Origin of the sequence: Serratia sp. X3 (assembly GCF_014982455.1) — a bacterium.
Taxonomy (GTDB): domain Bacteria; phylum Pseudomonadota; class Gammaproteobacteria; order Enterobacterales; family Enterobacteriaceae; genus Serratia; species Serratia ureilytica.
Window position 1 is genome coordinate 1,041,709 of record NZ_JADCNB010000001.1, and the last position, 21,971, is coordinate 1,063,679.

21 protein-coding genes are annotated in these 21,971 nt (G+C 61.4%); 13 read left to right on the plus strand and 8 right to left on the minus strand.

What is annotated here, in order from left to right:
* Positions 1 to 3: 3 nt before the first annotated feature.
* Positions 4 to 2,310 (minus strand): FdhF/YdeP family oxidoreductase, encoded by a 2,307-nt coding sequence (locus IMX17_RS04930; RefSeq protein ID WP_193549383.1) that lies wholly within the window; start codon positions 2,308 to 2,310, stop codon positions 4 to 6.
* 282 nt (positions 2,311 to 2,592) lie between these two features.
* Here IMX17_RS04930 and dacD point away from each other — a divergent pair, with 282 nt between their 5' ends.
* Both dacD and IMX17_RS04940 read left to right on the plus strand, forming a co-directional pair.
* Complete coding sequence (gene dacD, locus IMX17_RS04935) at positions 2,593 to 3,762, plus strand: serine-type D-Ala-D-Ala carboxypeptidase DacD (protein WP_193549384.1); 1,170 nt, start codon at positions 2,593 to 2,595, stop codon at positions 3,760 to 3,762.
* A 64-nt stretch (positions 3,763 to 3,826) separates the two neighbouring features.
* Complete coding sequence (locus IMX17_RS04940; protein ID WP_193549385.1) at positions 3,827 to 4,732, plus strand: LysR family transcriptional regulator; 906 nt, start codon at positions 3,827 to 3,829, stop codon at positions 4,730 to 4,732.
* 43 nt (positions 4,733 to 4,775) lie between these two features.
* Here IMX17_RS04940 and IMX17_RS04945 read toward each other — a convergent pair whose 3' ends face one another.
* Positions 4,776 to 5,960 (minus strand): peroxidase, encoded by a 1,185-nt coding sequence (locus IMX17_RS04945; protein WP_193549386.1) that lies wholly within the window; start codon positions 5,958 to 5,960, stop codon positions 4,776 to 4,778.
* A gap of 17 nt (positions 5,961 to 5,977) precedes the next feature.
* Between IMX17_RS04945 and IMX17_RS04950 the strand changes: the two genes are divergently transcribed.
* A complete protein-coding gene (locus tag IMX17_RS04950) occupies positions 5,978 to 6,235 on the plus strand; it encodes a hypothetical protein (protein ID WP_004930590.1) in 258 nt (85 codons plus the stop codon).
* 146 nt (positions 6,236 to 6,381) lie between these two features.
* Here the strand turns inward: IMX17_RS04950 and sapF are convergent, their stop codons facing one another.
* The 5 genes from sapF to sapA are packed head-to-tail and all read right to left on the minus strand — an operon-like array spanning position 6,382 to position 11,676.
* On the minus strand, positions 6,382 to 7,194 hold the full coding sequence (sapF, locus tag IMX17_RS04955) for a putrescine export ABC transporter ATP-binding protein SapF (RefSeq protein ID WP_016927550.1): 813 nt from the start codon (positions 7,192 to 7,194) through the stop codon (positions 6,382 to 6,384).
* Between the two features lies 1 nt (position 7,195).
* Positions 7,196 to 8,188 (minus strand): putrescine export ABC transporter ATP-binding protein SapD, encoded by a 993-nt coding sequence (gene sapD, locus IMX17_RS04960; protein ID WP_004930587.1) that lies wholly within the window; start codon positions 8,186 to 8,188, stop codon positions 7,196 to 7,198.
* The gene (gene sapC / locus IMX17_RS04965; RefSeq protein WP_004930580.1) at positions 8,188 to 9,078 is read right to left on the minus strand and encodes a putrescine export ABC transporter permease SapC; all 891 of its coding nucleotides are present in this window, start codon (positions 9,076 to 9,078) and stop codon (positions 8,188 to 8,190) included. Before sapC ends, sapD begins: the two co-directional genes overlap by 1 nt.
* On the minus strand, positions 9,065 to 10,030 hold the full coding sequence (gene sapB, locus IMX17_RS04970; protein WP_004930575.1) for a putrescine export ABC transporter permease SapB: 966 nt from the start codon (positions 10,028 to 10,030) through the stop codon (positions 9,065 to 9,067). Before sapB ends, sapC begins: the two co-directional genes overlap by 14 nt.
* On the minus strand, positions 10,027 to 11,676 hold the full coding sequence (gene sapA / locus IMX17_RS04975; protein WP_193549387.1) for an ABC transporter substrate-binding protein SapA: 1,650 nt from the start codon (positions 11,674 to 11,676) through the stop codon (positions 10,027 to 10,029). Before sapA ends, sapB begins: the two co-directional genes overlap by 4 nt.
* Positions 11,677 to 11,880: 204 nt before the next feature.
* On the opposite strand from sapA, the gene folE2 reads away from it, so the two are divergent.
* Genes folE2 through zigA form a run of 3 tightly spaced genes read left to right on the plus strand, consistent with a single transcriptional unit; the run spans position 11,881 to position 14,555 of the window.
* Complete coding sequence (gene folE2, locus IMX17_RS04980) at positions 11,881 to 12,807, plus strand: GTP cyclohydrolase FolE2 (RefSeq protein ID WP_193549388.1); 927 nt, start codon at positions 11,881 to 11,883, stop codon at positions 12,805 to 12,807.
* Positions 12,797 to 13,357: a carbonate dehydratase gene (locus tag IMX17_RS04985; RefSeq protein WP_033643236.1), complete on the plus strand. Its 561-nt coding sequence runs from the start codon at positions 12,797 to 12,799 to the stop codon at positions 13,355 to 13,357. Before folE2 ends, IMX17_RS04985 begins: the two co-directional genes overlap by 11 nt.
* A gap of 10 nt (positions 13,358 to 13,367) precedes the next feature.
* On the plus strand, positions 13,368 to 14,555 hold the full coding sequence (zigA, locus tag IMX17_RS04990; RefSeq protein WP_193549389.1) for a zinc metallochaperone GTPase ZigA: 1,188 nt from the start codon (positions 13,368 to 13,370) through the stop codon (positions 14,553 to 14,555).
* Between the two features lie 193 nt (positions 14,556 to 14,748).
* Here the strand turns inward: zigA and pspF are convergent, their stop codons facing one another.
* Complete coding sequence (gene pspF, locus IMX17_RS04995; RefSeq protein ID WP_046898220.1) at positions 14,749 to 15,756, minus strand: phage shock protein operon transcriptional activator; 1,008 nt, start codon at positions 15,754 to 15,756, stop codon at positions 14,749 to 14,751.
* Between the two features lie 184 nt (positions 15,757 to 15,940).
* On the opposite strand from pspF, the gene pspA reads away from it, so the two are divergent.
* The 7 genes from pspA to tyrR all read left to right on the plus strand — a co-directional run bounded on the left by pspA (position 15,941) and on the right by tyrR (position 21,941).
* Entirely contained in the window at positions 15,941 to 16,606 is a 666-nt protein-coding gene (gene pspA / locus IMX17_RS05000; RefSeq protein ID WP_004930555.1) for a phage shock protein PspA, read from the plus strand.
* A gap of 63 nt (positions 16,607 to 16,669) precedes the next feature.
* On the plus strand, positions 16,670 to 16,897 hold the full coding sequence (pspB, locus tag IMX17_RS05005) for an envelope stress response membrane protein PspB (RefSeq protein ID WP_004930553.1): 228 nt from the start codon (positions 16,670 to 16,672) through the stop codon (positions 16,895 to 16,897).
* On the plus strand, positions 16,897 to 17,256 hold the full coding sequence (pspC, locus tag IMX17_RS05010; RefSeq protein WP_033643233.1) for an envelope stress response membrane protein PspC: 360 nt from the start codon (positions 16,897 to 16,899) through the stop codon (positions 17,254 to 17,256). The genes pspB and pspC overlap by 1 nt, the downstream gene beginning before the upstream one ends.
* A gap of 97 nt (positions 17,257 to 17,353) precedes the next feature.
* On the plus strand, positions 17,354 to 17,620 hold the full coding sequence (gene pspD / locus IMX17_RS05015) for a phage shock protein PspD (RefSeq protein ID WP_031299672.1): 267 nt from the start codon (positions 17,354 to 17,356) through the stop codon (positions 17,618 to 17,620).
* On the plus strand, positions 17,601 to 18,998 hold the full coding sequence (locus IMX17_RS05020; RefSeq protein ID WP_046898222.1) for a YcjX family protein: 1,398 nt from the start codon (positions 17,601 to 17,603) through the stop codon (positions 18,996 to 18,998). The genes pspD and IMX17_RS05020 overlap by 20 nt, the downstream gene beginning before the upstream one ends.
* Positions 18,995 to 20,056 (plus strand): YcjF family protein, encoded by a 1,062-nt coding sequence (locus tag IMX17_RS05025; RefSeq protein WP_033650280.1) that lies wholly within the window; start codon positions 18,995 to 18,997, stop codon positions 20,054 to 20,056. The genes IMX17_RS05020 and IMX17_RS05025 overlap by 4 nt, the downstream gene beginning before the upstream one ends.
* Positions 20,057 to 20,369: 313 nt before the next feature.
* Positions 20,370 to 21,941 (plus strand): transcriptional regulator TyrR, encoded by a 1,572-nt coding sequence (gene tyrR / locus IMX17_RS05030; RefSeq protein ID WP_046898224.1) that lies wholly within the window; start codon positions 20,370 to 20,372, stop codon positions 21,939 to 21,941.
* Positions 21,942 to 21,971 lie beyond the last annotated feature (30 nt).

Consider the following 21,971-nt stretch of genomic DNA (forward strand, 5'->3'; position numbering starts at 1 on the left):
TTTTCAGGCAATGCGCAGCGAGGGTTGCTGTTCGCTGCGGCGAATCGCCACCGGGATCGACTTCGACGTCGGGGTGCCGGTGCCGTCGCCGAAGCTGGCCAGCGGCACCAGCGGGTTGGTTTCCGGGTAGTAGGCCGCCAGGTTGCCACGCGGAATGTCGTAACTCACCAGCTTGAAGCCGTCCACCTTGCGCACCACGCCGTCGTTCCACAGGGTCTCTATCTCTACCCGTTCGCCATCCTGCAGGCCCAGCGCCGCCAGATCTTCCGGATGAATGAACAACACTTCGCGTTGGCCGTATACGCCGCGGTAACGGTCATCCAGGCCATAGATGGTGGTGTTGTACTGATCGTGCGAACGCAGGGTTTGCAGGGTAAACGGCGCTTGCTCGTCGCCCAGCTGCGGGAACAGGTTCGCCGGCAGCGCGGCGGCGCTGAATTCCGCCTTGCCGCTCGGCGTGGCGAAGCGCAGTTCGGCGGCGGCGTTGCCCAGGTAGAACCCGCCGGGCTGGTCGCAGCGCCGGTTGAAATCCTCGAAGCCGGGAATGGTGGCGGCGATATGATCGCGGATCAGCGAGTAGTCGTCGGCTAACTCCAACCAGTCCAGCTGCTGCGTGCCCAGCACCGCGTCGGCGATGCCGCAGACGATCGCCGTTTCCGAACGTTGCGTATCCGCCAACGGTTTGCCGATGCCTTCCGAAGCGTGAACCATGCTGAAAGAATCTTCGACCGTGATGTACTGCGAGCCGCTGGCCTGCATGTCCAGTTCGGTGCGGCCCAGCGTCGGCAGGATCAGCGCGTCTTTGCCGGTCACCAGGTGGCTGCGGTTAAGTTTGGTGCTGATGTGCACCGTCAAATCGCAGTTGCGCAGGGCGCGGGCGGTGCGCTCGGTGTCCGGCGCCGCGGCGGCCAGATTGCCGCCCAGCGCGATCAGCACTTTCACTTCGCCGCGCAACATCGCTTCGATCGCTTCCACCGTGTTGTGGCCCACCGCGCGATTGGCGGTGAAGTTAAAGTGACGTTCCAGGCTGTCGAGCAGCGCCTTCGGCGACTTCTCATCGATCCCCATGGTGCGGTTGCCCTGAACGTTGCTGTGGCCGCGCACCGGACACAGACCGGCGCCTGGTTTGCCCAGTTGCCCGAACAACAGCTGCAGGTTGGTGATTTCACGCACCGTCGCAATCGAGTGCTTATGCTGAGTCACGCCCATCGCCCAGGTGCAGATCACCCGTTCAGCACCCTGGTAGGTGGCCGCCGCCTGACGCAATTGCGCTTCGCTCAGGCCCGATTGTGCGGTGATGGTCTGCCACTCGGTGGCGTCCACCTGCGCCAGATAAGCCTCCACGCCGACGCTGTGCCGTTCGATAAACGCCAGGTCAAACAGGGGGGGCTCACCGGCGGCGAGGCGCTGACGGTGGGTTTCCAGCAGGGCTTTCACCATGCCGCGCACCGCCGCCATATCGCCGCCCAGATTCGGTTGGTAATAGGAGGAACTGATCGGCGAGGATTTTGGCGTCAGCATCTGCACCGGATCCTGCGGATCGGCGAATCTTTCCAGCCCGCGCTCGCGCAGGGTGTTGAAACTGACGATGCGCGCGCCGCGTCGGGCGGCGTTTTTCAGGCTGTGCAGCATGCGCGGGTGGTTGGTGCCGGGGTTTTGACCGAACACGAAGATGGCGTCGGCTTTTTCGAAGTCATCGATGCGGATGGTGCCTTTGCCGACGCCGATGCTTTGCTTCAGCCCGACGCCGCTCGCCTCGTGACACATGTTGGAGCAGTCGGGGAAATTGCTGGTGCCGAGCATGCGGCCGAACAGTTGATAAAGGTACGACGCTTCGTTGCTGGCGCGGCCCGAGGTATACAGCTCGATTTGGTTCGGGTTGTCCATTGCGTTGATGTGCCTGGCGATCAGCGCCAGCGCGTCCGGCCAATGAATAGGCTCATAGTGGTCGGTTTCGGCGTTGTAGCGCATCGGATGCGTGAGGCGCCCCTGATATTCGAGGAAATAGTCGCTCTGCTGCTGCAGGGTGCTGACGCTGTGCGCGGCGAAGAACTCAGGCTCGACGGCGCTGCGCGTCGCTTCCCAACTGACCGCCTTGGCGCCGTTTTCACAGAAGCTGAAGGTGCTGTGGTTGTCGTCGCCCCAGGCGCAACCGGGGCAGTCGAAGCCGCGCGCCTTGTTGACGCGCATCAGGTTGCGCATGTTTTTTAGGGTTTGTTTACTGTCGAGGACAAAGCGGGTGGTGGCTTCAAGCGAACCCCAGCCGCCCGCTGGGCCGGTATAAGGCTTGATTGACGGTTTGAATTTCATGGTGACACTTCGCAGGTGGTTGTAGCTAAAAAGTAAACGCTTTTTTATGCGTCTTGCGTATTTATGTCACAAGTTTAGGGGCGCGGCAGGCAGGCGTCTAATCGAATGGGGCAATGGCGGCATAGAGCATATCTATCGCAGGCGGACGCTGACCTAAACAAATGGTTGCATAAAGACACCCGCTGCAAAAGAGTAATGGTTTCGCCTGAAAGTGAATTCATGCAGTCTATCTCGCGGATTATATTGGCATTTTATTTAGCCTGCGGGCCTGAGGAACACAGCGTGAAGCGTTCAGTATCAGTGGTGATCGGCTGTATCTTACTGCCTTTAGCGGCGCAGGCGGCGGAAACGGCGTCCCATTTTCCCACCATGACCCCGCCGGCGATAGACGCCGCCTCTTACGTATTGATGGATTCCACCACCGGCCAGGTGCTGGCTGCCGGCAATGCCGACGAGCGGCGCAATCCGGCCAGCCTGACCAAACTGATGACCGGTTTGGTGATCGATCATGCGCTCGATGAGCATAAGATTGGCCTCGATGATGTCGTTACGGTGGGTAAGGACGCCTGGGCGCAGGGCAACCCGGTGTTCAAAGGATCCTCGCTGATGTTCCTGAAGCCTGGTGACAGGGTCACGGTACGCGATCTCAGCCGCGGCATCATCATCGATTCCGGCAACGACGCCTGCGTGGCGATGGCGGACTATGTGGCGGGCAGCCAGGTCAACTTCGTCAAGCTGATGAACGAGAAGAGCGCCCAGCTGGGCCTGCAAAACACCCATTTTGAAACGGTGCACGGGCTGGATGCGCCGGGCCAGTTCACCACCGCCGGCGATCTGGCGGTGATTGCGCGCGCCATCATCATGAGCGAGCCGGCGGAATACCATATGTACAGCGAGAAATCGCTGACCTGGAACGGCATCACGCAGCAGAACCGCAACGGCCTGCTGTGGGATAAGACCCTGCACGTCGACGGCCTGAAAACCGGACACACCGCCTCGGCCGGCTTCAACATCATCGCTTCCGCCACCGAAGGAGATCGCCGCCTGATCGCCGTGGTGATGGGCGGCAAAAGTTCCAAAGGCCGCGAGGAACAGGCGCGTAAGCTACTGAGCTGGGGGCTGCGCGACTTTAGCACGGTACACCTGTTCAGCGCCGGCCAGAGCCTGGGGGAAGAGCCGGTCTGGTATGGTGCAAGCCACCGTTTGCCGGTCGGCAGCGCGCAGGACCAGTCGCTCAGCCTGCCGAAAAGCGAGGCGGACAAGCTGAAGGCGCAGTACGTGCTCAACGTTGCGCGGCTGGAAGCGCCGGTCAACAAAGGACAAACCGTTGGCGAGATCCGCATCAGCGACAATGGCCAGGTGGTGAAAACCCTGCCGCTGGTGGCGCTGCAGGCGGTGCCGCAAGGAGGCGTGTTCTCCCGCCTGGCGGATTACGTGAAGCTCAAACTCTGACTCATCGGGCGGGCGACGGCGCCCGGTGGTATACTGGTGCGAATGCCGATCACTGAGCCGCGCTATGGATATTAAACAACTGATTTATCTGTGTAATTTAGAACGGGAGCGCCACTTCGGCCGGGCGGCGGAAGCCAGCTTCGTTAGCCAGCCGACGCTGTCCATGCGATTGAAAAATCTGGAAAAAGAACTGGGCGTTTCGCTGATTAACCGCGGCAACCATTTCGGCGGCTTTACCGCCGAGGGCGAACGGGTGTTGGCGTGGGCGCGCGAGATCGTCTCGGTCTACCAAGGGCTGAAACTGGAGGTGGAGTCGCTCAAGCACGGCTTGCACGGCACGTTGCGCCTCGGTGTGGTGCCGCAGTGCAGCATCTCGGTGGCGGAAATGCTCAAGGCGGTCAGCGAGCGTTATCCCCATCTTGATTATCGGTTGGCGGTGCTGAGCGCCGATCAGCTGCTGGAGGCGCTGACGGCGCACACCGTAGATATCGGCATCGGCTTTTTCGAGCTGTCGACCTTGAAAGAACTGCATTTCCAATCGCAGCCGCTGGTGGAAACCGGCGTTGAGCTGGTATTTCATCCGCAACACTTCCCTAAGCTGGTGGGCGACACACCGTTGCCGCTGGAGGCAGTGGCCGCCTTGCCGCTGTGTCTGGCCGAGCCGACGCGTTATTTCCGCCGCTATCTCGATCAGCATTTCCGCGACGCTGGATTGACGCTGCACCCGCGGCTGGAAACTACCTCTATCTTCCAACTGCTGGAGGGGATTTTCGTCGGGTTGGGCTGCGGGTTGTTCCCGCGCGGCCAACTGCAATCGCCGCTGATGCCGGCATTGCAGCGGCGTCCGGTGGCCATCGCCGCCATGCCGCGTCATGCGGCGGTGGTGGTCGATATGTCGGAGCGCGCCACGCCGTTGGCGCAAAAATTCTTCGACGCCGCCAGCGAGTGGCTGCGGCGGCAAAATATCTGAAGGAAGAATGTATTGCTGCCAGTAATTAGCCGCGTAGTGGTATTCAGTCGGTAGCGCTGAAAGATTCCGCATCGCCCAGCGTTTGGCGCAGGCGGTTTTCCCAGGCGTAGAGCGCGACGGTGAGGAGCACCTCCAGCGCCTGCGCCTGATCCAGGCCGCTGTTGAACAGCGGCTGCACGCTCTGCGGGGTGAACTTCTCAGGTGCGCGAGTCAGCTCGGCGGCGGTGCGCATCACCGCGAGTTTTACCGAATCTTCGGTATACGCCAGCCCCTGAGGCAGCCCGGCGAACAGCGCCTGAACCAATCCCTCATCCTGCAATTCTTGCGCGACGGTGGCCGCGCAGTAACGGCTGCCGTTGATGCGCGAGACCGTCAGCGTCGCCAACGCCTTGAGGCGACTCGATAACCCATATCCTTCGGCATTGATGCCGTTGAACACCCCGTTGCGCTCGCGCAGGGTGGCGGCGTCGTGGGCCAACAGCAAATAATAAGATTCGGCGCGCGCCTGCGGGTGACTTTGATCCAACACATCAAGCTGTTCGGCGGCGGCGGTTTCCGCGTCGATCGGCGGCAGGCGGGCGGACCAATTCAGTTCGTCGGCGCTGAAAGCGATGCCATCGGCGTCTTCGACGTTAGGAAAGCCGGGCACCACCACCGCCGGCCGGCCGGCCAATGCCGCGACGCCGGCGACCACGCGCGCCTGATAGCTGACAAAACCGATCACCTGCGAAAAGGTGACAATATCCGCCGGGCTCAGCCCGACTTCGGCGAGCTGTTGCAGCGCCTTGCGGCAAATCAGCGTGGGCTGGCTGGCAAGCTGGCGGGCATATTGGGTGATCTGAGCAAGGCGGATATTGCTTTCCCGGGAGGCGTCCGGGCTGTGCAGCGGGGCGAGGCGGGCGGCGTAGTGGCTACAAAGCGATTGCACGCCCGTCACCTGAGCGACGGTCAACGCGGTGCTGAGGCGATCGTAGGGTGACAATGTCACGTATCGTGACAGCGGCACCTGGTCGGGAAACAGCGCGTGGTAACCGGCCAACGAGGCGCTGAACACGCCGGCGCGAGCGCTGAGCGCATTGTTTAAGGCTTCATCGGCGAAGGCGCCCAGCCCCAGCAGAAAGCGATCGCGAAGGGTGGCCGCCTGGGGTTCCAGCGGCGCATCGCCCCGCACGCTGCTTTGGGTTTCGTGATACCACTGGGCATTATGTTGTCGACGGAGTCGTTCCATAGGGTCAATCCTTAATCATGATCAACAGCCGCCGCTGCGCGCGGCAGCGTCGGCTGGACAAAGAGGCAACATGCCCGCAGGCGGGGCGAAAGGCGGTTTTAGCGCAGCTCATCACAGCAGAGGGCGTGGCCGTAAACAGAAAAACCGGCTGCCAGCGTGAGCAGAAACTGCGTAAGGCGGCGATGGCGAATGCTGTTCATCAGTGCGATATCCTGTCGTATGAGAAGTGCAACGTAGGGGATATCCTCACCGATCGCCCTGGCGAGATAAAATAATGTTACGGACTAATCAATAACTGAAAGGAATAAAATATAAGGATATATAACAAGAATGTAATTTGCATGTGCGCTTTCTTGCTAAGCGGCAGGCGCGCAAGGCGATAAAAAACCCGCCGCAGCGGGTTTGGAGGTGAAGGCGTGACTCAGAAGCGGCCGCCGTCGCGCCGCCAGGCATCGGCGGTCAGCGCTTCGCCGAAGTGGCTGGCGATAAGGCGTTTGGTCAATTCGTGCAGCGGCGCCGCCAACACCTCGGCGGTGCTGCCGCGTTCGACGATTTCCCCTTCGTGCATCACCAGCACCTGGTCGCTGATATGTTTCATCATGCCGAGGTGCTGGGTGACGTAGATATAGGAAATGCCGTGTTTTTCCTGCAGTTCCAGCATCAGATTGATGATTTGCGAGCGCATCGACATGTCCAGCGACGCCAGCGCCTCATCGGCGACGATCACTTTCGGTTGCAGGATCAGCGCACGGGCCAGCGCGACGCGCTGTTTTTGCCCGGAGGCCAGCATGTGCGGATAGTAATAGGCGTGATCCGGCAGCATGCCGACCTGGCGCAGCGTTTGGTTGATGCGCTGTTCGCGTTCGGCGGGCTCAAGATCGGTGTTCAGCCGCAGCGGCGCATCCAGCAGCTGGCCGATGCGCTGGCGCGGGTTGAGCGAGGTGCTCGGATCCTGAAAAATCATGCGAATGCGCTGGCTGCGGTAACGATAATCGCCGAATGCCAGCGGATGATCGTCGATCAGCAGCTCGCCGGCGGTGGGTTCCACCATGCCGGAGAGCATCTTCGCCAGCGTGGATTTGCCGGAGCCGTTCTCGCCGATCACCGCCAGCGTCTGGCCTTCGCGCAGGGTAAAGCTGACCGATTTCACCGCCTCGACGTGCTGGCGGCGGAACAGCCCGGTGCGGTAGCGGTAGGTTTTGCTCAGGTTGCGCACTTCCAACAGCGTTTCCATGTTATTGCTCCTCCATGTTCAGCGGGAAGTGGCAGGCGAAGAAGTGGTTCTTGACCGGGCGCAGGCGCGGCGTTTCGATGCACTTCTTCTGCGCGTAAGGGCAACGCGGCCCCAGACGGCAGCCGATCGGCAGGTGTTCCAGCGAAGGAATGGCGCCCGGCAGCGTATTCAACCGGCTTTTGTGCGGCAGCGAGCGGCCGAAGTCTGGCATGGCGCGGATCAGCGCCTGGGTGTACGGGTGGTGCGGCGCCGCCAGCAACTCTTCGCACTGGGCGCTCTCCACCGTTTGCCCGCAGTACAGCACGTTCACCCGATCGGCCCACTTGCTCATCATCTGCAGGTCGTGGCTGATCAGCAGAATGGTGGTGTTGTTGTTCTGGTTGAGGCGCGCCAACAGACGGAAAATCTGCGCCTGCGTGGTCGGTTCCATGGCGTTGGTCGGCTCATCGGCGATCAGCAGGCGCGGTTGGTTGGCCAGCGCGATGGCGATCATCACTTTCTGGCACTCGCCTTCCGTCAGCTCGTACGGGAAGCTGCCCATGATGTCGTCATGATCCTTGATGCCGACGCGGTGCAGCAATTCGATGGCGCGGCGTTTGCGCCAGTTGAAGCGCTGCCACCAGTGGCCCTTGTAGGTCCAGCCCGGGATGGCCTGCGCCAGCTGGCGGCCGATGCTTTCGGAAGGGTCGAGACAGGACTGCGGCTCCTGGAAGATCATTGAGACGTTGTGGCCCACCAGCCTGCGCCGCTCGCGCGGGCTCAGCTGCAGCAGATCGATGTCGTCGAAACGAAAGCGATCGGCGGTGACGCGCCAGTTATCTTTGGTTACGCCGCAGATGGCCTTGGCGATCAGGCTCTTGCCGGAGCCCGATTCGCCCACCAGTCCGCGCACCTCGCCCTCGGTCAGCGTCATGCTGACGCGATCGACCGCCTTGACCGGCCCTTCGGCGGTCATAAATTCAATCGTCAAATTGCGGATATCGAGTAACGGCATTATTCCACCCCGGCATTGATTGCGCGGCGCATACCGTCGCCTAACAGGTTAACCAGCAGCACGCTGACGAGAATGGCCGCGCCGGGCAGCATCACCGTCCAGGGCGCGACGTACACCAGCTCAAGCGAATCGCCGAGCATCGCTCCCCATTCCGGCGAAGGCAACTGCGCGCCGAGATCGAGGAAGCCGAGTGCGGCGATATCCAAAATGGCCATCGACAGCGCGCGGGTGAACTCGGTCACCAGCACCGCCGCGATGTTCGGCATGACCGCGTACCACAGGATCTGCAGCGTGGAGGCGCCGTCAAGCCGGGCCGCCACCACGTACTCTTTCTCCAGTTCGTCGTGCACCGCGCTGTAGATGGTGCGCACCATGCGCGGCAACAAGGCGAGCCACACCGCCAGCATGGCGTGTTCAAGTTTGGGGCCGATAAACGCCACCACCACGATCGCCAGCAGCAGCGACGGAATCGACAGCAGGGTATCGAGGATGTGGTTGAGCACCGCCGAGCGCAGCCCGTGGGTGACGCCAGCGAACACGCCGAGGATCACCCCGCAGAACGCCGCGGCCAGCGTCACCGCCAGCGCGGAACCGAAGGTGGCGGCGGTGCCGGTTAACAGGCGGCTGAGGATGTCGCGCCCGAGATCGTCGGTGCCTAGGAAGAACGACACGTTGCCGTAGCGCGACCAGGACGGCGGCAGCAGTTGATAGCCGAGGAACTGCTGATCCAGCGCGTAGGGCGCCAGCAGGCTGCCGAACAGCGACAGCAGCAGCAGGGCGATCACGCCGTAAAAACCGATCATCGCCAGCGCGTCGCCGTAGAAAATCCGCCAGGTGTAGCGCAGCGGGCTCGGCATCTTTTTCTCGCGGTATACGTTATCGAAGGGCATACCATTCCTTATGTTTCAGCGGGTTGGTTGCCGCACCCAGAATGTCGGCCAGCACGTTAATGGTGATCACCAGCGTGCCGACCACCATCACGCCGGCGGAGATCGCCGCATAGTCCTGTTGGCGAATGGCGTTGATCAGCCAGCGGCCGAGACCCGGCCAGCTGAACACCACTTCGGTGATCATTGCCAGCGTGAGCATGGTGGAGAACTGCAGCCCGAGTTTGGGCACGATCGGCGGCAGCGCGTTGTGCAACACGTGGCGACGAATAATGGTAAAGCGCGACAGGCCGCGGGTGGCGGCGGCCTTGATGTAGTTTTGGCTCAGCACGTCATCGGTACTGATGCGCATCAGCCGCACCACTTCGGTGGTGGGCGCCACCGCCAGCGCGGCGATCGGCAGGATCATGTGGCGCAGGGCGCTGCCGATCATCTCGGCGCGATACGGCGAGTCCGACAGCCAGGCGTCGATCAGCGCGAAACCGGTGATGGGTTTCACCTGATACAGCAGATCGAAACGGCCGGAAACCGGCAGCCAGCCGAGATGCAGCGAGAAGAACAGCATCAGCAGCAGCGCCAGCCAGAACACCGGCATCGAAAAGCCCAGCAGCGCGAAGGTGCTGATGGCGGTGTCCTGCCACTTGCCGCGCAGCACGCCGGCGATGATGCCCAGCGGAATGCCGATAAACAGCGCCAGGGCGAAGGCCAGCAGGCACAGTTCCATGGTGGCCGGGAACACTTCGCGCAGCTGTTCGCTGATCGCCTGGCCGTTGATGCTGGAGACGCCGAAGTCCCAGTGCAGCAGGCTGACGAAGTAGAACTGATAGGCGTCCAGCAGGGCGGCGCCGTTCAGCGGCGCGCGCGGCGTGAAATAGCTCAGGCTGAAGCTGACCAGCGTCAGGAAGAACAGCGTGATCAGCAGCAGCAGAATGCGGCGCAGGGTAAAGATAATCACTTTTTCACCTCCGGCGCGGATTCACGGTACACCCCGGCGAACGAAGCGTTGCCGAATGGGCTCAGCACCAATCCCTTGATGTCGTAACGATAGGCCTGCAGGCGCAGGGAAGACGCCAGCGGCAGCACCGGCAACTGCTGCTCGAGGATTTTCTGCGCCTTGCGGTAGTTGTCGATGCGCTGAGACAGCTGCTGCGACAGCAGCGCGTTCTGCAGCACTTCGTCGAAGCTCGGGTCACACCAGTGAGCATAGTTGGTTTGCGAACGGATTGCCGCGCAGCTCAGCAGCGGCCGGAAGAAGCTGTCCGGATCGTTGCTGTCGGTGGCCCAGCCGGTCAGGGTCAGATCGTGGTTCATCTCCATCAGGCGCGCTTCCTGGAAGCGGCCCTCCACCGGCACGATGGTGACGTTGATGCCTACCTGGCCGAGGTCGGCCTGGATCAGCTCGGCGGTTTTCAGCGGGCTCGGGTTGTAAGACTGCGAGGCGGTCGGCACCCACAGCTTCAGGTTCAACTGGCCGACGCCGGCCTGCCGCAGCATCTCGCGAGATTTGGCCGGATCGTACTCGGTGACGTGCGCGTCGTTGTCATAGGCCCAGGAGGCGCGCGGCAAGATCGAGGCGGCGGTTTCCGCCGTGCCGTAATAGATCGACTGCATCAACCGCTGGTTGTTGATCGCCAGCGAGATCGCCTGGCGCACATTGAGGTTGTCGAGCGGCGGTTTGCGGGTGTTGAACGCCAGATAGGCGATGTTCATCCCCGGACGCAGCGTCAGGCGCAGGCGTGGATCGTCGCGCAGGATAGACAGCTGGCTGGCCGCCGGATAAGCCAGCACGTCGCATTCGCCGGTCAGCAGTTTGGAGAGGCGGCCGGTGCCGCCGGCGCCCAGATCGATCACCACCTGCGGCATGCGCGGCAGCCCTTTCCAGTAGGCGGCGTTGCGCGCCAGGCGAATATATTGCCCCGAGCGGTATTCGTTGAGCAGGAACGGGCCGCTGCCGACCGGCTCGCGGTCGATCAGCTCCTGATGGCCCTCACGCGTCAGCAGATCGGCGTACTCGGCGGACAGCACCGGCGCGTAGTGGGTCGCCAGGTGCCACAGGAACGAGGCGTCCGGCGACTGCAGGCGAATCTCCACCTTATAGTCGTCGAGCTTTCTCACGCTCTGCACCGAATCGCCGAACTGCAGGCTGTCGAAATAGGGGTATTCGCCGCCGTTCACGTCGTGATACGGGTGTTTCTGATCGAATACGCGGGCGAAACTGAATACCACGTCGTCGGCGTTCATCTTGCGGGTGGGCGTGAACCAGGCGGTGGTCTGAAACGGCACGTCCTTGCGCAGATGGAAGCGGTAGGTGGCGCCGTTGTCCAGCACCTCCCAGCTCTGCGCCAGCTCGGGGATCAGGCGATAGGTGTAGGGGTCGACGTCCAGCAGGCGATCGTACAGCTGGGCGGCCAGGGTATCCACCGTCAGGCCGCTGCTGGCCATTTGCGGGTTGAAAGTATTCAGTATGCCGCTGACGCAATAAACAAAGCCGCTCTGGCGAATGTCCGGCAGCGGCGCCGCGCTGGGCGCGGGCGGTGTTGTCGCGGCCAGGGCAGAGCCCGTCAGGCACAACGACAGTATCCAAAAGGGTAAACCACGCATAGAGGCTCATGGGTTAATCAGCAATAGCGTTAGTGTATCGCACTCTGACCAGCAGCCCAATCCATTGAGCAAAATCGCTGAGTTTTCTGCGACTTGATTGCTCAGCCCGTTCAGCGGCAAGAAAAAAGTTTTTCATGTTATGTTATAATATAACAAAATCATGTTACCGTTCCCCGGCAAAGTCACAATAACGCAAGGGGATGTATGAACGAAGTTGCACTTCCACCACGCCGTTCGCTGCCGGATGCTCAGGCATGGCGCGGCGAAATGAGTGATGTCGGGCTCGATTGGGTCGGGATGCAAGGGATCGCGCTGCCGCTGGAGCTGGCCGGCAAGCCATTGATGGCGAAGGTCGACGCCGGTATCAACCTGCGCGCCGAAGCGGCGGGCGAGCGCGGCATTCACATGTCGCGGCTGTATCTGGCGCTGGACGAGTTGACGCAGGGCGAGCTGACGCCGCAGCGCATCGGCCGAACGTTGCAGGCCTTTTTGGCTTCGCAGCCGGAACACAGCGATCGCGCCAGCTTGTCGATCGGCGGCGAGCTGTTGCTGTCACGCCCGGCGCTGCTGTCGCCGCAGCGCGGCTGGAAAGCCTATCCGCTGCGCATCGAGGCCACCCTGACGGATACGCTGACGCTGGCGCTGACCGTCGGCGTGCCTTATTCCTCCACCTGCCCGAGTTCGGCGGCGCTCAGCCGTCAGCTGGCGCAGCAACAGTTTCAGTTTGATTTTGAACAGGCGGAGGAGCGGGTGAGCCAACGGCAGGTGAGCGAATGGCTGCTGGAGCAAGGGATGCCGGCCACCCCCCACAGCCAGCGCAGCTGGGCCTGGATCACCGTGACGCCCGGGAATGAACGGGCGTTTGAGCCGGTGAAACTGATTGACCGCATCGAACACGCGCTGGGCACGCCGGTGCAAACGCTGGTGAAACGCAGCGACGAACAGGCCTTCGCATTGGCCAACGGTCAGAACCTGATGTTTTGCGAGGACGCGGCGCGCCGTCTGTATCGCATGCTGCGCAGCCAGTGCGACTACCGCGCTTTTTCGCTGCGCGTCGAGCATCAGGAGAGCCTGCATGCCCACAATGCGGTGGCGGAGCTGAGCTGGCGGGGAGAACACCATGCTGCGTAAAAATCCCAGCGGCCATCTGCCGCAGGTCTCGCCGCTGGCCTACATCGATCCCACCGCCATTATTTGCGGCCGGGTGATCGTTGAAGATTTCGTTTACGTCGGCCCTTATGCGGTAATTCGCGCCGACGAGTTGAACGCCGTCGGCGACATGGAGCCGATCGTCATCGGCTCGCACTCCAATATTCAGGACGGCGTGGTGATCCATTCCAAGAGCGGGGCGGCGGTGACAATTGGCCGTTACAGCTCGATCGCCCACCGCGCCATTGTGCACGGCCCGTGCCGCATCGACGATCGGGTGTTTATCGGGTTCAACAGCGTGCTGTTCAACTGCCACGTTCAGTCCGGCTGCGTGGTGCGATACAACGCGGTCGTGGACGGCGTAACGCTGCCGGAAAACCGCTATATCCCGTCGACCGAACGCGTGGGGCCGGACAGCGATTTGTCGCGCTATCGCCAGGTCGATCGCGGCGCGCTGCAGTTTTCGGAAGAAGTGGCCGCCACCAACGTCGAACTGGTGCGCGGTTACCAGGCATTACGCAATGAATTTTAATGAGGTCCCCATGAAACAACTTCCCGTGACCGTGCTTTCCGGCTTTCTCGGCGCCGGCAAGACCACGGTGCTGAACCATATTCTGAACAACCGGCAGGGCATGCGCGTGGCGGTGATCGTCAACGACATGAGCGAGGTGAATATCGACGCCGCGCTGGTGGAGAATGAAGTGCGCCTCGATCGCCAGCAGGAGAAGCTGGTGGAGATGAGCAACGGCTGCATCTGCTGCACGCTGCGCGAAGACCTGCTGGTGTCGGTGCGCGAGCTGGCGCAGGACGGGCGCTTCGATTATCTGTTGATCGAATCGAGCGGCATCTCCGAACCGCTGCCGGTGGCGGAAACCTTTACCTTTGAGGATGAACAAGGGGAAAGCCTGTCGCAGTTCGCCCGGCTGGATACCCTGGTGACGGTGGTCGACGGGGTGAATTTTATCCAGCAGTATCAACAGGCGCAAAGCCTGCAGGAGGCCGGCCAAAGCCTGGGCGAGGACGATCTGCGCAGCGTGGCGGACCTGTTGATTGAGCAAATTGAATTCTGCGACGTGATCCTGGTCAGCAAGACCGATCTGTTGACGCCAACGCAACAGGGCGAAGTGATGGCGCTGCTGGCCAGCCTGAATCCCGACGCCCGCATTGTGCCGATCGCGCCGGGCAAACTGCCGCTGGAGGCGGTGCTGAATACCGGCAGTTTCAGTTTCGAAAAGGCCCAGCAGGCGCCCGGCTGGTTGAAAGAGCTGCGCGGCGAACACGTGCCGGAAACGGAAAGCTACGGCATCAGCAGCTTTGTCTATCAGGCGCGGCGGCCGTTTGCGCCGGACAAGTTCTACCGCGTGATCAACGGCGACTGGGGCGGCGGCAAGCTGTTGCGTTCGAAAGGCTTCTTCTGGCTGGCGACGCGGCCGCGGCAGGCCGGGCAGTGGAGCCAGGCCGGCGGCATCGCCCATTACGGCCTGGCGGGCACCTTTTGGCGCGCGATCCCGCAAGACAATTGGCCGCAAGATCCGCAAACGCGGGCGCATATACAGGAGAAATGGATGGAGCCGTTCGGCGACATGCGCCAGGAGCTGGTGTTTATCGGCCAGCACTTGCAACAGGCGGCGATCGTGCGTCTGCTGGACGACTGCCTGCTGAGCGACGACGAAATGGCCGCCGGCGTGGACTATTGGCTGGAGATGGCAGACCCGTTCCCTGAGTGGTAATTGCGCAATCTTCGTGTGGTAATGAGAAAAATTCTCAACAAAGTGCTTTACAGACGATACTGATAACTATTATCATCGCCTGGCAGTTCACGGAAGGCCACAGTTTGCGGCTCTGATGTGGAAGGCACGACATTGCTCACATTGCTTCCAGTGTTTTTTAAGCCAGCTCGGGTGCTGGCTTTTTTTTTGTCTGTTATTCCTCGTCTTGCTCGCCGTTTTGCAGCAGCGCATGCTTTTTCAGCATACCGCGTAGCTGATGGTAGGTGAGCCCCAGCAGCTGCGCCGCCTTGCGCTGGTTGAACCGGCCTTGCTGCAGCGCTGCTTCGATCAGCGCCTTCTCTTGCTCCAACTGCCAGTTTTTCAGCTCGAGCGGCAGCGCCGGCAACGCGCCGGCGCCTTCAGGGGCAGGCGTAAGCGGCGTGGCCTCGCGTGGCGCAAACGGGTTGATGACGATCTCATCCAGCGGGTTGTCGCTGTCGCCGTGACGATAGACCGAACGTTCCACCACGTTTTTCAGTTCGCGCACGTTGCCCGGCCAGCCGTAGTTGAGCAACGTCTGCCTGGCGTGTTCGGTAAAGCCGGGAAACAGCGGCAGCGCCAGCTCACGGCACATTTGAATGGCGAAGTGCTCGGCCAGCAGCATGATGTCGGGCCGGCGTTGGCGCAGCGGCGGCAGCTGCACCACGTCGAACGCCAGCCGATCCAGCAGATCGGCGCGGAACTTGCCCGCCGCCGCCAGCGCCGGCAGATCGTCGTTGGTGGCGCACACCAGGCGCACATCTACCCGCAGCGGCTGGCTGCCGCCCACGCGTTCCAGTTGGCCGTATTCGATCACCCGCAGCAATTTCTCCTGCACCAGCATTGGCGCGGTCGCCAGCTCATCGAGGAACAGCGTGCCGCCGTCGGCGCGCTCGAAGCGGCCCAGATGACGTTTCTGCGCACCGGTAAAGGCGCCAGCCTCGTGGCCGAACAGCTCGGAGTCCAGCAGGTTTTCATTCAGCGCCGCACAGTTGAGCGAGATGAACGGCCCTTGCCAACGGTTGGAGAGGTAGTGCAGACGATGGGCGATCAGCTCTTTGCCGGTGCCGCGCTCGCCGATCACCAGCACCGGTTTGTTTAGCTTTGCCACCTGGGAGACTTGCTCCAATACTTCGACAAAGGCGTTTGCTTCGCCCAACAAATTCTCTGGCTGTTCGTTCATGATGAAATTCGCCAATGTTTGGTGAAAATAATCACTCTACAGCAAGCGCGCAGAGAGTCAAAAATAAAGAGTTGTTGTTTTTCAATTGGATAAAAGTTGGCACGGGTTTTGATTATCTCTTTGGGCAAGCTGTACGACTTAACGCGGCGCTTCAGACGCCATCAGAACCAAGAGGAAGTGAATTATGGGTATTTTTTCTCGTTTTGCCGACATCGTGAACGCCAACATCAACACCCTGCTGGACAAGGCGGAAGATCCGCAGAAGCTGGTGCGGTTGATGATCCAAGAGATGGAGGACACGCTGGTTGAAGTCCGTTCTACGTCGGCGCGCGCGCTGGCGGAGAAAAAGCAGTTGCTGCGTCGCATCGAGCAGGGTGAAAGCCAGGTAAGCGACTGGCAGGAAAAAGCCGAGCTGGCACTGCGCAAAGATAAAGAAGACTTGGCCCGCGCGGCGCTGATCGAAAAACAAAAGGTTGCCGACCTGATCGCCACGCTGACGCAGGAAGTGGCGACCGTAGAAGAAACGCTGGCGCGCATGAAGAGCGAAATCGGTGAGCTGGAAAACAAGCTGACCGAAACCCGCGCGCGGCAGCAGGCCCTGGCGCTGCGTCATCAGGCCGCATCTTCCTCGCGCGAGGTGCGCCGTCAGCTCGACAGCGGCAAGCTGGATGAGGCGATGGCGCGTTTCGAACAGTTCGAACGTCGCATCGACCATATGGAAGCCGAAGCGGAAAGCATCAGCATCGGTAAAAAGAAGTCGCTGGACCAGGAGTTTGCCGAGCTGAAAGCCGACGACGCCATCAGTGAGCAACTGGCGGCGCTGAAAGCCAAGATGAACCGCTCCGAGTAAGGCGAACCGCGGCCACACGCCGGAGGTGGCCGCCTATCCAGGATCCGATAAGAAGGAATAACAATGAGTGCTTTATTACTTGCCATTCCGCTGACAATTTTCGTGCTGTTTGTCGCGCCGATTTGGCTTTGGCTGCATTACAGCAATCGGCAACAGACCGGCATCCAGCTGAGTCAGCAAGAAATGCAGCGCCTGGCGCAGCTGGCGGAAGACGCCAAACGCATGCGTGAACGCATTCAGGCGCTGGAAGAGATCCTCGATGCGGAACACCCGAACTGGAGACAGTCCTGATGAGCATGACGCTGGGCAGTAAAAAGCTTTATCGCGTACCCGAAGAAGGCATGGTAAAAGGCGTCTGCGCCGGTTTGGCCCACTATTTCGACGTGCCGGTGCGCCTGATCCGCGTGATGGTGGTGCTGTCGCTGTTCTTTGGGCTGTTCTTCTTCACGCTGGTGGCCTATATCGCGCTGGTGTTCGTGTTGGACGAAGCGCCGGCCAGCCGTTTCGAGGGCGAGCATCAGAAGACGCCGCGCCAGTTGCTCGATCAGCTGGAATATGAGCTGGGCAGCGGTGAACAGCAGCTGCGTCAGGTCGAGCGTTACGTAACGTCCGACACCTTCGGCGTTCAGAGCCGCTTCCGCAAGCTGTAACTCTTCTTGCGATATCCGGCCTGTGCAGGCCGGGTATCTTCGCCGCCGTCATCCCGTTGAATATAACCTTAATCGTCTTGTGCCGGAGGGCATTGTCATGAATAAAATCGATGTCGCGAACACCGCCAGAACGGGTGGATTTAAACGAGGAGCGGCGGCAATGTTGAAGACATTGGCTAAAGTCATCATCATAGCGTTATTGAACTATGGCCCGGCGGGCGCCGCCGGCTGGCTGTTGAAGACCGTCGGCCGCAAACCGGTGCGCTTCGTGCTGGCGCTGGTGCTGGAACCGCTGTTCCGTAAAGGCCTGAACAAGGCATTCGGGCGTTACGTCAAGGAGAGCAATGAAACGACTGCAAAATGAGTTAACCTCGCTGGTCAACCGCGGAATGGATCGCCATCTGCGCCTGGCGGTGACCGGCCTGAGCCGCAGCGGCAAAACCGCCTTTATTACCGCCTTCGTCAATCAACTGCTGCATGTGCACAGCGGCGCGCGCATGCCACTGTTTTCACCTGTGCGCGAAGAACGCCTGCTGGGCGTCAAGCGCATCCCGCAGCGCGATCTCGGCATCCAACGTTTCACCTACGACGAAGGGCTGGCGCAGCTGTACGGCGCGCCGCCGTCCTGGCCGACGCCGACGCGCGGCGTCAGCGAAATTCGTCTGGCGCTGCGTTACCGCTCCAACGACTCGCTGCTGCGCCACTTCAAAGACACCTCGACGCTGTACCTGGAGATCGTCGATTATCCGGGCGAATGGTTGCTGGATCTGCCGATGCTCGAGCAGGATTACCTGGCCTGGTCGCGGCAGATGACCGGGCTGCTGCAGGGTGAACGCGCCGAATGGGCCAAGCCCTGGCTTGAGCTGTGTAAAACCTGCGATCCGCTGGCCCCGGCCGACGAAAATCGCCTGGCGGCGATCGCCCAGGCCTACACCGATTATCTGTTGCGCTGCAAAAGCGAAGGTCTGCACTTCATTCAGCCGGGCCGTTTCGTGCTGCCGGGCGACATGGCCGGCGCGCCGGCGCTGCAGTTTTTCCCGTGGCCCGATGTTGCCGCGGTGGGCGAATCGAAACTGGCGCAGGCCGACAAACACACCAATATCGGCATGCTGCGCGCTCGCTTCAATTATTACTGCCAGTCGATCGTCAAAAACTTCTATAAAGAGCATTTCGTCCGTTTCGATCGGCAAATCGTGCTGGTCGACTGCCTGCAGCCGCTCAACAGCGGCCCGCAGGCGTTCAACGACATGCGCCTGGCGCTGACCCAACTGATGCAGAGCTTCCATTACGGCAAGCGCACGCTGTTTCGCCGCTTGTTTTCGCCGACCATCGACAAACTGATGTTCGCTGCCACCAAGGCGGATCACATCACCGCCGATCAGCACGCCAATCTGGTGTCGTTGCTGCAGCAGCTGGTGCAAGAGGCGTGGCAGAACGCGGCGTTCGAAGGCATCAGCATGGATTGCGTTGGCCTGGCCTCGGTGCAGGCGACCGAGAGCGGCATTGTCGATCATCAGGGGCAGCGTATTCCGGCGCTGAAGGGCAATCGCCTCAGCGACGGCGCGCCGCTGACGGTGTTCCCCGGCGAAGTGCCGGCCCGTTTGCCGGGGCCGGCGTTCTGGCAGAGCCAGGGATTCCACTTCGATGAGTTTCGCCCGCGCGCCATGAGCGTGGACAGCCCGTTGCCGCATATCCGTCTGGATGCGGTGATGGAATTTTTACTGGGAGACAAATTGCGATGAGCGAGCCGATCAAACCGCGTATCGATTTTGACGAGCCGTTGCAGCCGCCGCAGGAACCGACGTTGCGCGCCGGCGTCGCTTTCGACGCCGAGCAGGCGGAGAGCTTCTTTCCGGCGGCGCCGGAGCTGCAGCAGGAGGAGGAAGAAGGGCGCGCCGAGGGCATCATCAACGCTGCGCTGAAGCCAAAACGCAGCCTGTGGCGCAAAATGGTCACCGCCGGGCTGGCGCTGTTCGGCGTCAGCGTGGTGGCGCAGGGCGTGCAGTGGGTGCATACCGCCTGGGTGCAGCAGGACTGGATCGCTATGGGCGGCGGGGTGGCCGGCGGCCTGATCGTGTTTGCCGGCGTCGGTTCGGTGGTCACCGAGTGGCGGCGTTTGTATCGGCTGCGCCAGCGCGCGGAAGAGCGCGACGTGGCGCGCGAACTGTTGCACAGCCACGGACTGGGGCAAGGGCGCGAATTCTGCGAGAAGCTGGCGCGCCAGGCCGGGCTGGATCAGGGGCATCCGGCGCTGCAGCGTTGGCAGGCCTCGCTGCATGAAACCCAAAATGATCGTGAAGTGGTGGAGCTGTACGCCAAACTGGTGCAGCCGGTGCTCGACAATCAGGCGCGGCGCGAAATCAGCCGCTCCGCCGCCGAATCGACGCTGATGATTGCCGTCAGCCCGTTGGCGCTGGTGGATATGGCGTTTATCGCCTGGCGCAACATCCGTTTGATTAACCGCATCGCCGCGCTGTACGGCATTGAACTGGGCTACTTCAGCCGCATTCGTTTGTTCCGGCTGGTGCTGCTCAACATCGCCTTCGCCGGCGCCTCCGAACTGGTGCGCGAAGTGGGCATGGATTGGATGTCGCAGGATCTGGCGGCGCGGCTGTCGGCGCGCGCGGCGCAGGGCATCGGCGCCGGGTTGTTGACCGCGCGGCTGGGCATCAAGGCGATGGAACTGTGTCGCCCGCTGCCGTGGCTGGAAGGGGAGAAACCGAAGCTTGGCGATTTCCGCAGCCAGCTGATCGGCCAGTTGAAAGACACGCTGAAAAAGAGCGACGGCAAGGCCAAATAACCCCGCGACGGCGCTCCTGGCAGCGCCGTTATTTCACCGGCGCCAACGCCGGACGTAATCGAGACTTGACGATAGTCGATCCCCCTATGCTTGCGTGATAAATATCTGCGAAATTAATTCTGTTTGTGATAACTCTCTGTTTGTGGGCTAAAATGACGCCGATGCTGTTATTCGCTTGCGTTTAAAATCAGCAACCACGGCAATAAATCAGAGTTCTGTCAACTTTTGCTGACAGATCGCTTCTACCGCCCGGTGCGAGGGAGTATCATCATCGCTAACGATCCCCGCACCTGCAGAGATAAGGCCAACACTGATGCGTTTGGAAGTATTTTGCGAAGACCGCCTCGGTCTCACTCGAGAATTACTCGATCTTTTGGTATCGCGCAGCATTGACTTACGTGGCATCGAGATCGATCCCATCGGCCGCATTTACCTCAATTTCTCCCAGCTGGACTTCGATACTTTCCGCGCGCTGATGGCGGAGATCCGCCGCATCGCCGGCGTGACCGACGTGCGCACCGTCAGCTTTATGCCTTCCGAACGCGAGCATCGCGCGCTGCGTGCGCTGCTGGAGTCGATGCCGGAGCCGGTGTTCTCTATCGACATGAAGGGCAAGGTCGAGCTGGCCAATCCGGCGGCGCTGGCGTTGTTCAGCCTGAACGAAGACAAGATCCGCAACCAGACCGCCGGGGCGCTGATCGGCGGCTATAACTTCAGCCGCTGGCTGGAGAGTGAGCATACGGCGCCGCACTCAGAACGGGTGGTGATCCGCAGCCAGGACTTCCTGATGGACATTACGCCTATCTATCTGGAGGACGAACAGCAACAGCCGGCTGCGGTCGGCGCGGTGGTGATGTTGAAGTCCACCGCGCGCATGGGCCGCCAACTGCAAAATCTGTCGGTGAACGACGATACCGAATTCGATCACATCGTCGCGGTGAGCGCCAAGATGCGTCACGTGCTGGAGCAGGCGCGCAAACTGGCGATGCTCGATGCGCCGCTGCTGATCGTGGGCGATACCGGCACCGGCAAGGATATTCTGGCTCGCGCCTGCCACCTGCGCAGCCCGCGCGGCAAACAGCCGTTCCTGGCGCTGAACTGCGCCGCGCTGCCGGATGACGTGGTGGAGAGCGAGCTGTTCGGCCATGCGCCGGGCGCTTATCCTAACGCGCTGGAAGGTAAAAAGGGCTTCTTCGAGCAGGCCAACGGCGGTTCGGTGCTGCTGGATGAGATTGGCGAAATGTCGCCGCGCATGCAGACCAAACTGTTGCGCTTTCTCAATGACGGCACGTTCCGCCGGGTCGGCGAAGAGCATGAGGTGCACGTTGACGTGCGCGTGATCTGCGCCACCCAGAAGAACCTGACCGAGCTGGTGCAGCGCGGCGAATTCCGCGAAGACCTCTATTATCGCCTCAACGTGCTGACCATCACCATTCCGCCGCTGCGCGAACGTCCGCAGGACATCATGCCGCTGACCGAGCTGTTCGTGGCGCGCTTCGCCGATGAGCAGGGCGTGGCGCGGCCCAAGCTGGCGAACGATCTGGGCGGTTTCCTCAGCAAATACGGCTGGCCGGGCAACGTGCGCCAGCTGAAAAACGCCATCTACCGCGCGCTGACGCAAACCGAAGGCTACGAACTGCGGCCGCAGGATATCGTGTTGCCGGAGTTCGAGGTGGAGATGTCGCTGGGCGACGAGGTGCTGGACGGTTCGCTGGACGACATCAGCAAGCGTTTCGAGCGCTCGGTGCTGACGCGCCTGTATCGCACCTATCCCAGCACCCGCAAGCTGGCGAAGCGGTTGGGCGTTTCCCATACCGCCATCGCCAACAAGCTGCGCGAGTATGGCCTGAGCAGCCGCAAAGGCGGCGCTGAGGGCGAAGAATAAAAAAGGCGCCTTGCGGCGCCTTCCCGTGTA

Coding starts and splice junctions, on each gene's coding strand:
- pspA (WP_004930555.1), top strand. CDS start 15,941: ATGGGTATTTTTTCTCGTTTTGCCGACATCGTGAACGCCAACATCAAC.
- IMX17_RS05020 (WP_046898222.1), top strand. CDS start 17,601: ATGAAACGACTGCAAAATGAGTTAACCTCGCTGGTCAACCGCGGAATG.
- pspD (WP_031299672.1), top strand. CDS start 17,354: ATGAATAAAATCGATGTCGCGAACACCGCCAGAACGGGTGGATTTAAA.
- zigA (WP_193549389.1), top strand. CDS start 13,368: ATGAAACAACTTCCCGTGACCGTGCTTTCCGGCTTTCTCGGCGCCGGC.
- pspB (WP_004930553.1), top strand. CDS start 16,670: ATGAGTGCTTTATTACTTGCCATTCCGCTGACAATTTTCGTGCTGTTT.
- sapC (WP_004930580.1), bottom strand. CDS start 9,078: ATGCCCTTCGATAACGTATACCGCGAGAAAAAGATGCCGAGCCCGCTG.
- IMX17_RS05025 (WP_033650280.1), top strand. CDS start 18,995: ATGAGCGAGCCGATCAAACCGCGTATCGATTTTGACGAGCCGTTGCAG.
- IMX17_RS04985 (WP_033643236.1), top strand. CDS start 12,797: ATGCTGCGTAAAAATCCCAGCGGCCATCTGCCGCAGGTCTCGCCGCTG.
- IMX17_RS04940 (WP_193549385.1), top strand. CDS start 3,827: ATGGATATTAAACAACTGATTTATCTGTGTAATTTAGAACGGGAGCGC.
- IMX17_RS04930 (WP_193549383.1), bottom strand. CDS start 2,310: ATGAAATTCAAACCGTCAATCAAGCCTTATACCGGCCCAGCGGGCGGC.
- sapF (WP_016927550.1), bottom strand. CDS start 7,194: ATGGAAACGCTGTTGGAAGTGCGCAACCTGAGCAAAACCTACCGCTAC.
- folE2 (WP_193549388.1), top strand. CDS start 11,881: ATGAACGAAGTTGCACTTCCACCACGCCGTTCGCTGCCGGATGCTCAG.
- sapD (WP_004930587.1), bottom strand. CDS start 8,188: ATGCCGTTACTCGATATCCGCAATTTGACGATTGAATTTATGACCGCC.
- sapA (WP_193549387.1), bottom strand. CDS start 11,676: ATGCGTGGTTTACCCTTTTGGATACTGTCGTTGTGCCTGACGGGCTCT.
- pspC (WP_033643233.1), top strand. CDS start 16,897: ATGAGCATGACGCTGGGCAGTAAAAAGCTTTATCGCGTACCCGAAGAA.
- tyrR (WP_046898224.1), top strand. CDS start 20,370: ATGCGTTTGGAAGTATTTTGCGAAGACCGCCTCGGTCTCACTCGAGAA.
- pspF (WP_046898220.1), bottom strand. CDS start 15,756: ATGAACGAACAGCCAGAGAATTTGTTGGGCGAAGCAAACGCCTTTGTC.
- IMX17_RS04950 (WP_004930590.1), top strand. CDS start 5,978: ATGATCAACAGCCGCCGCTGCGCGCGGCAGCGTCGGCTGGACAAAGAG.
- IMX17_RS04945 (WP_193549386.1), bottom strand. CDS start 5,960: ATGGAACGACTCCGTCGACAACATAATGCCCAGTGGTATCACGAAACC.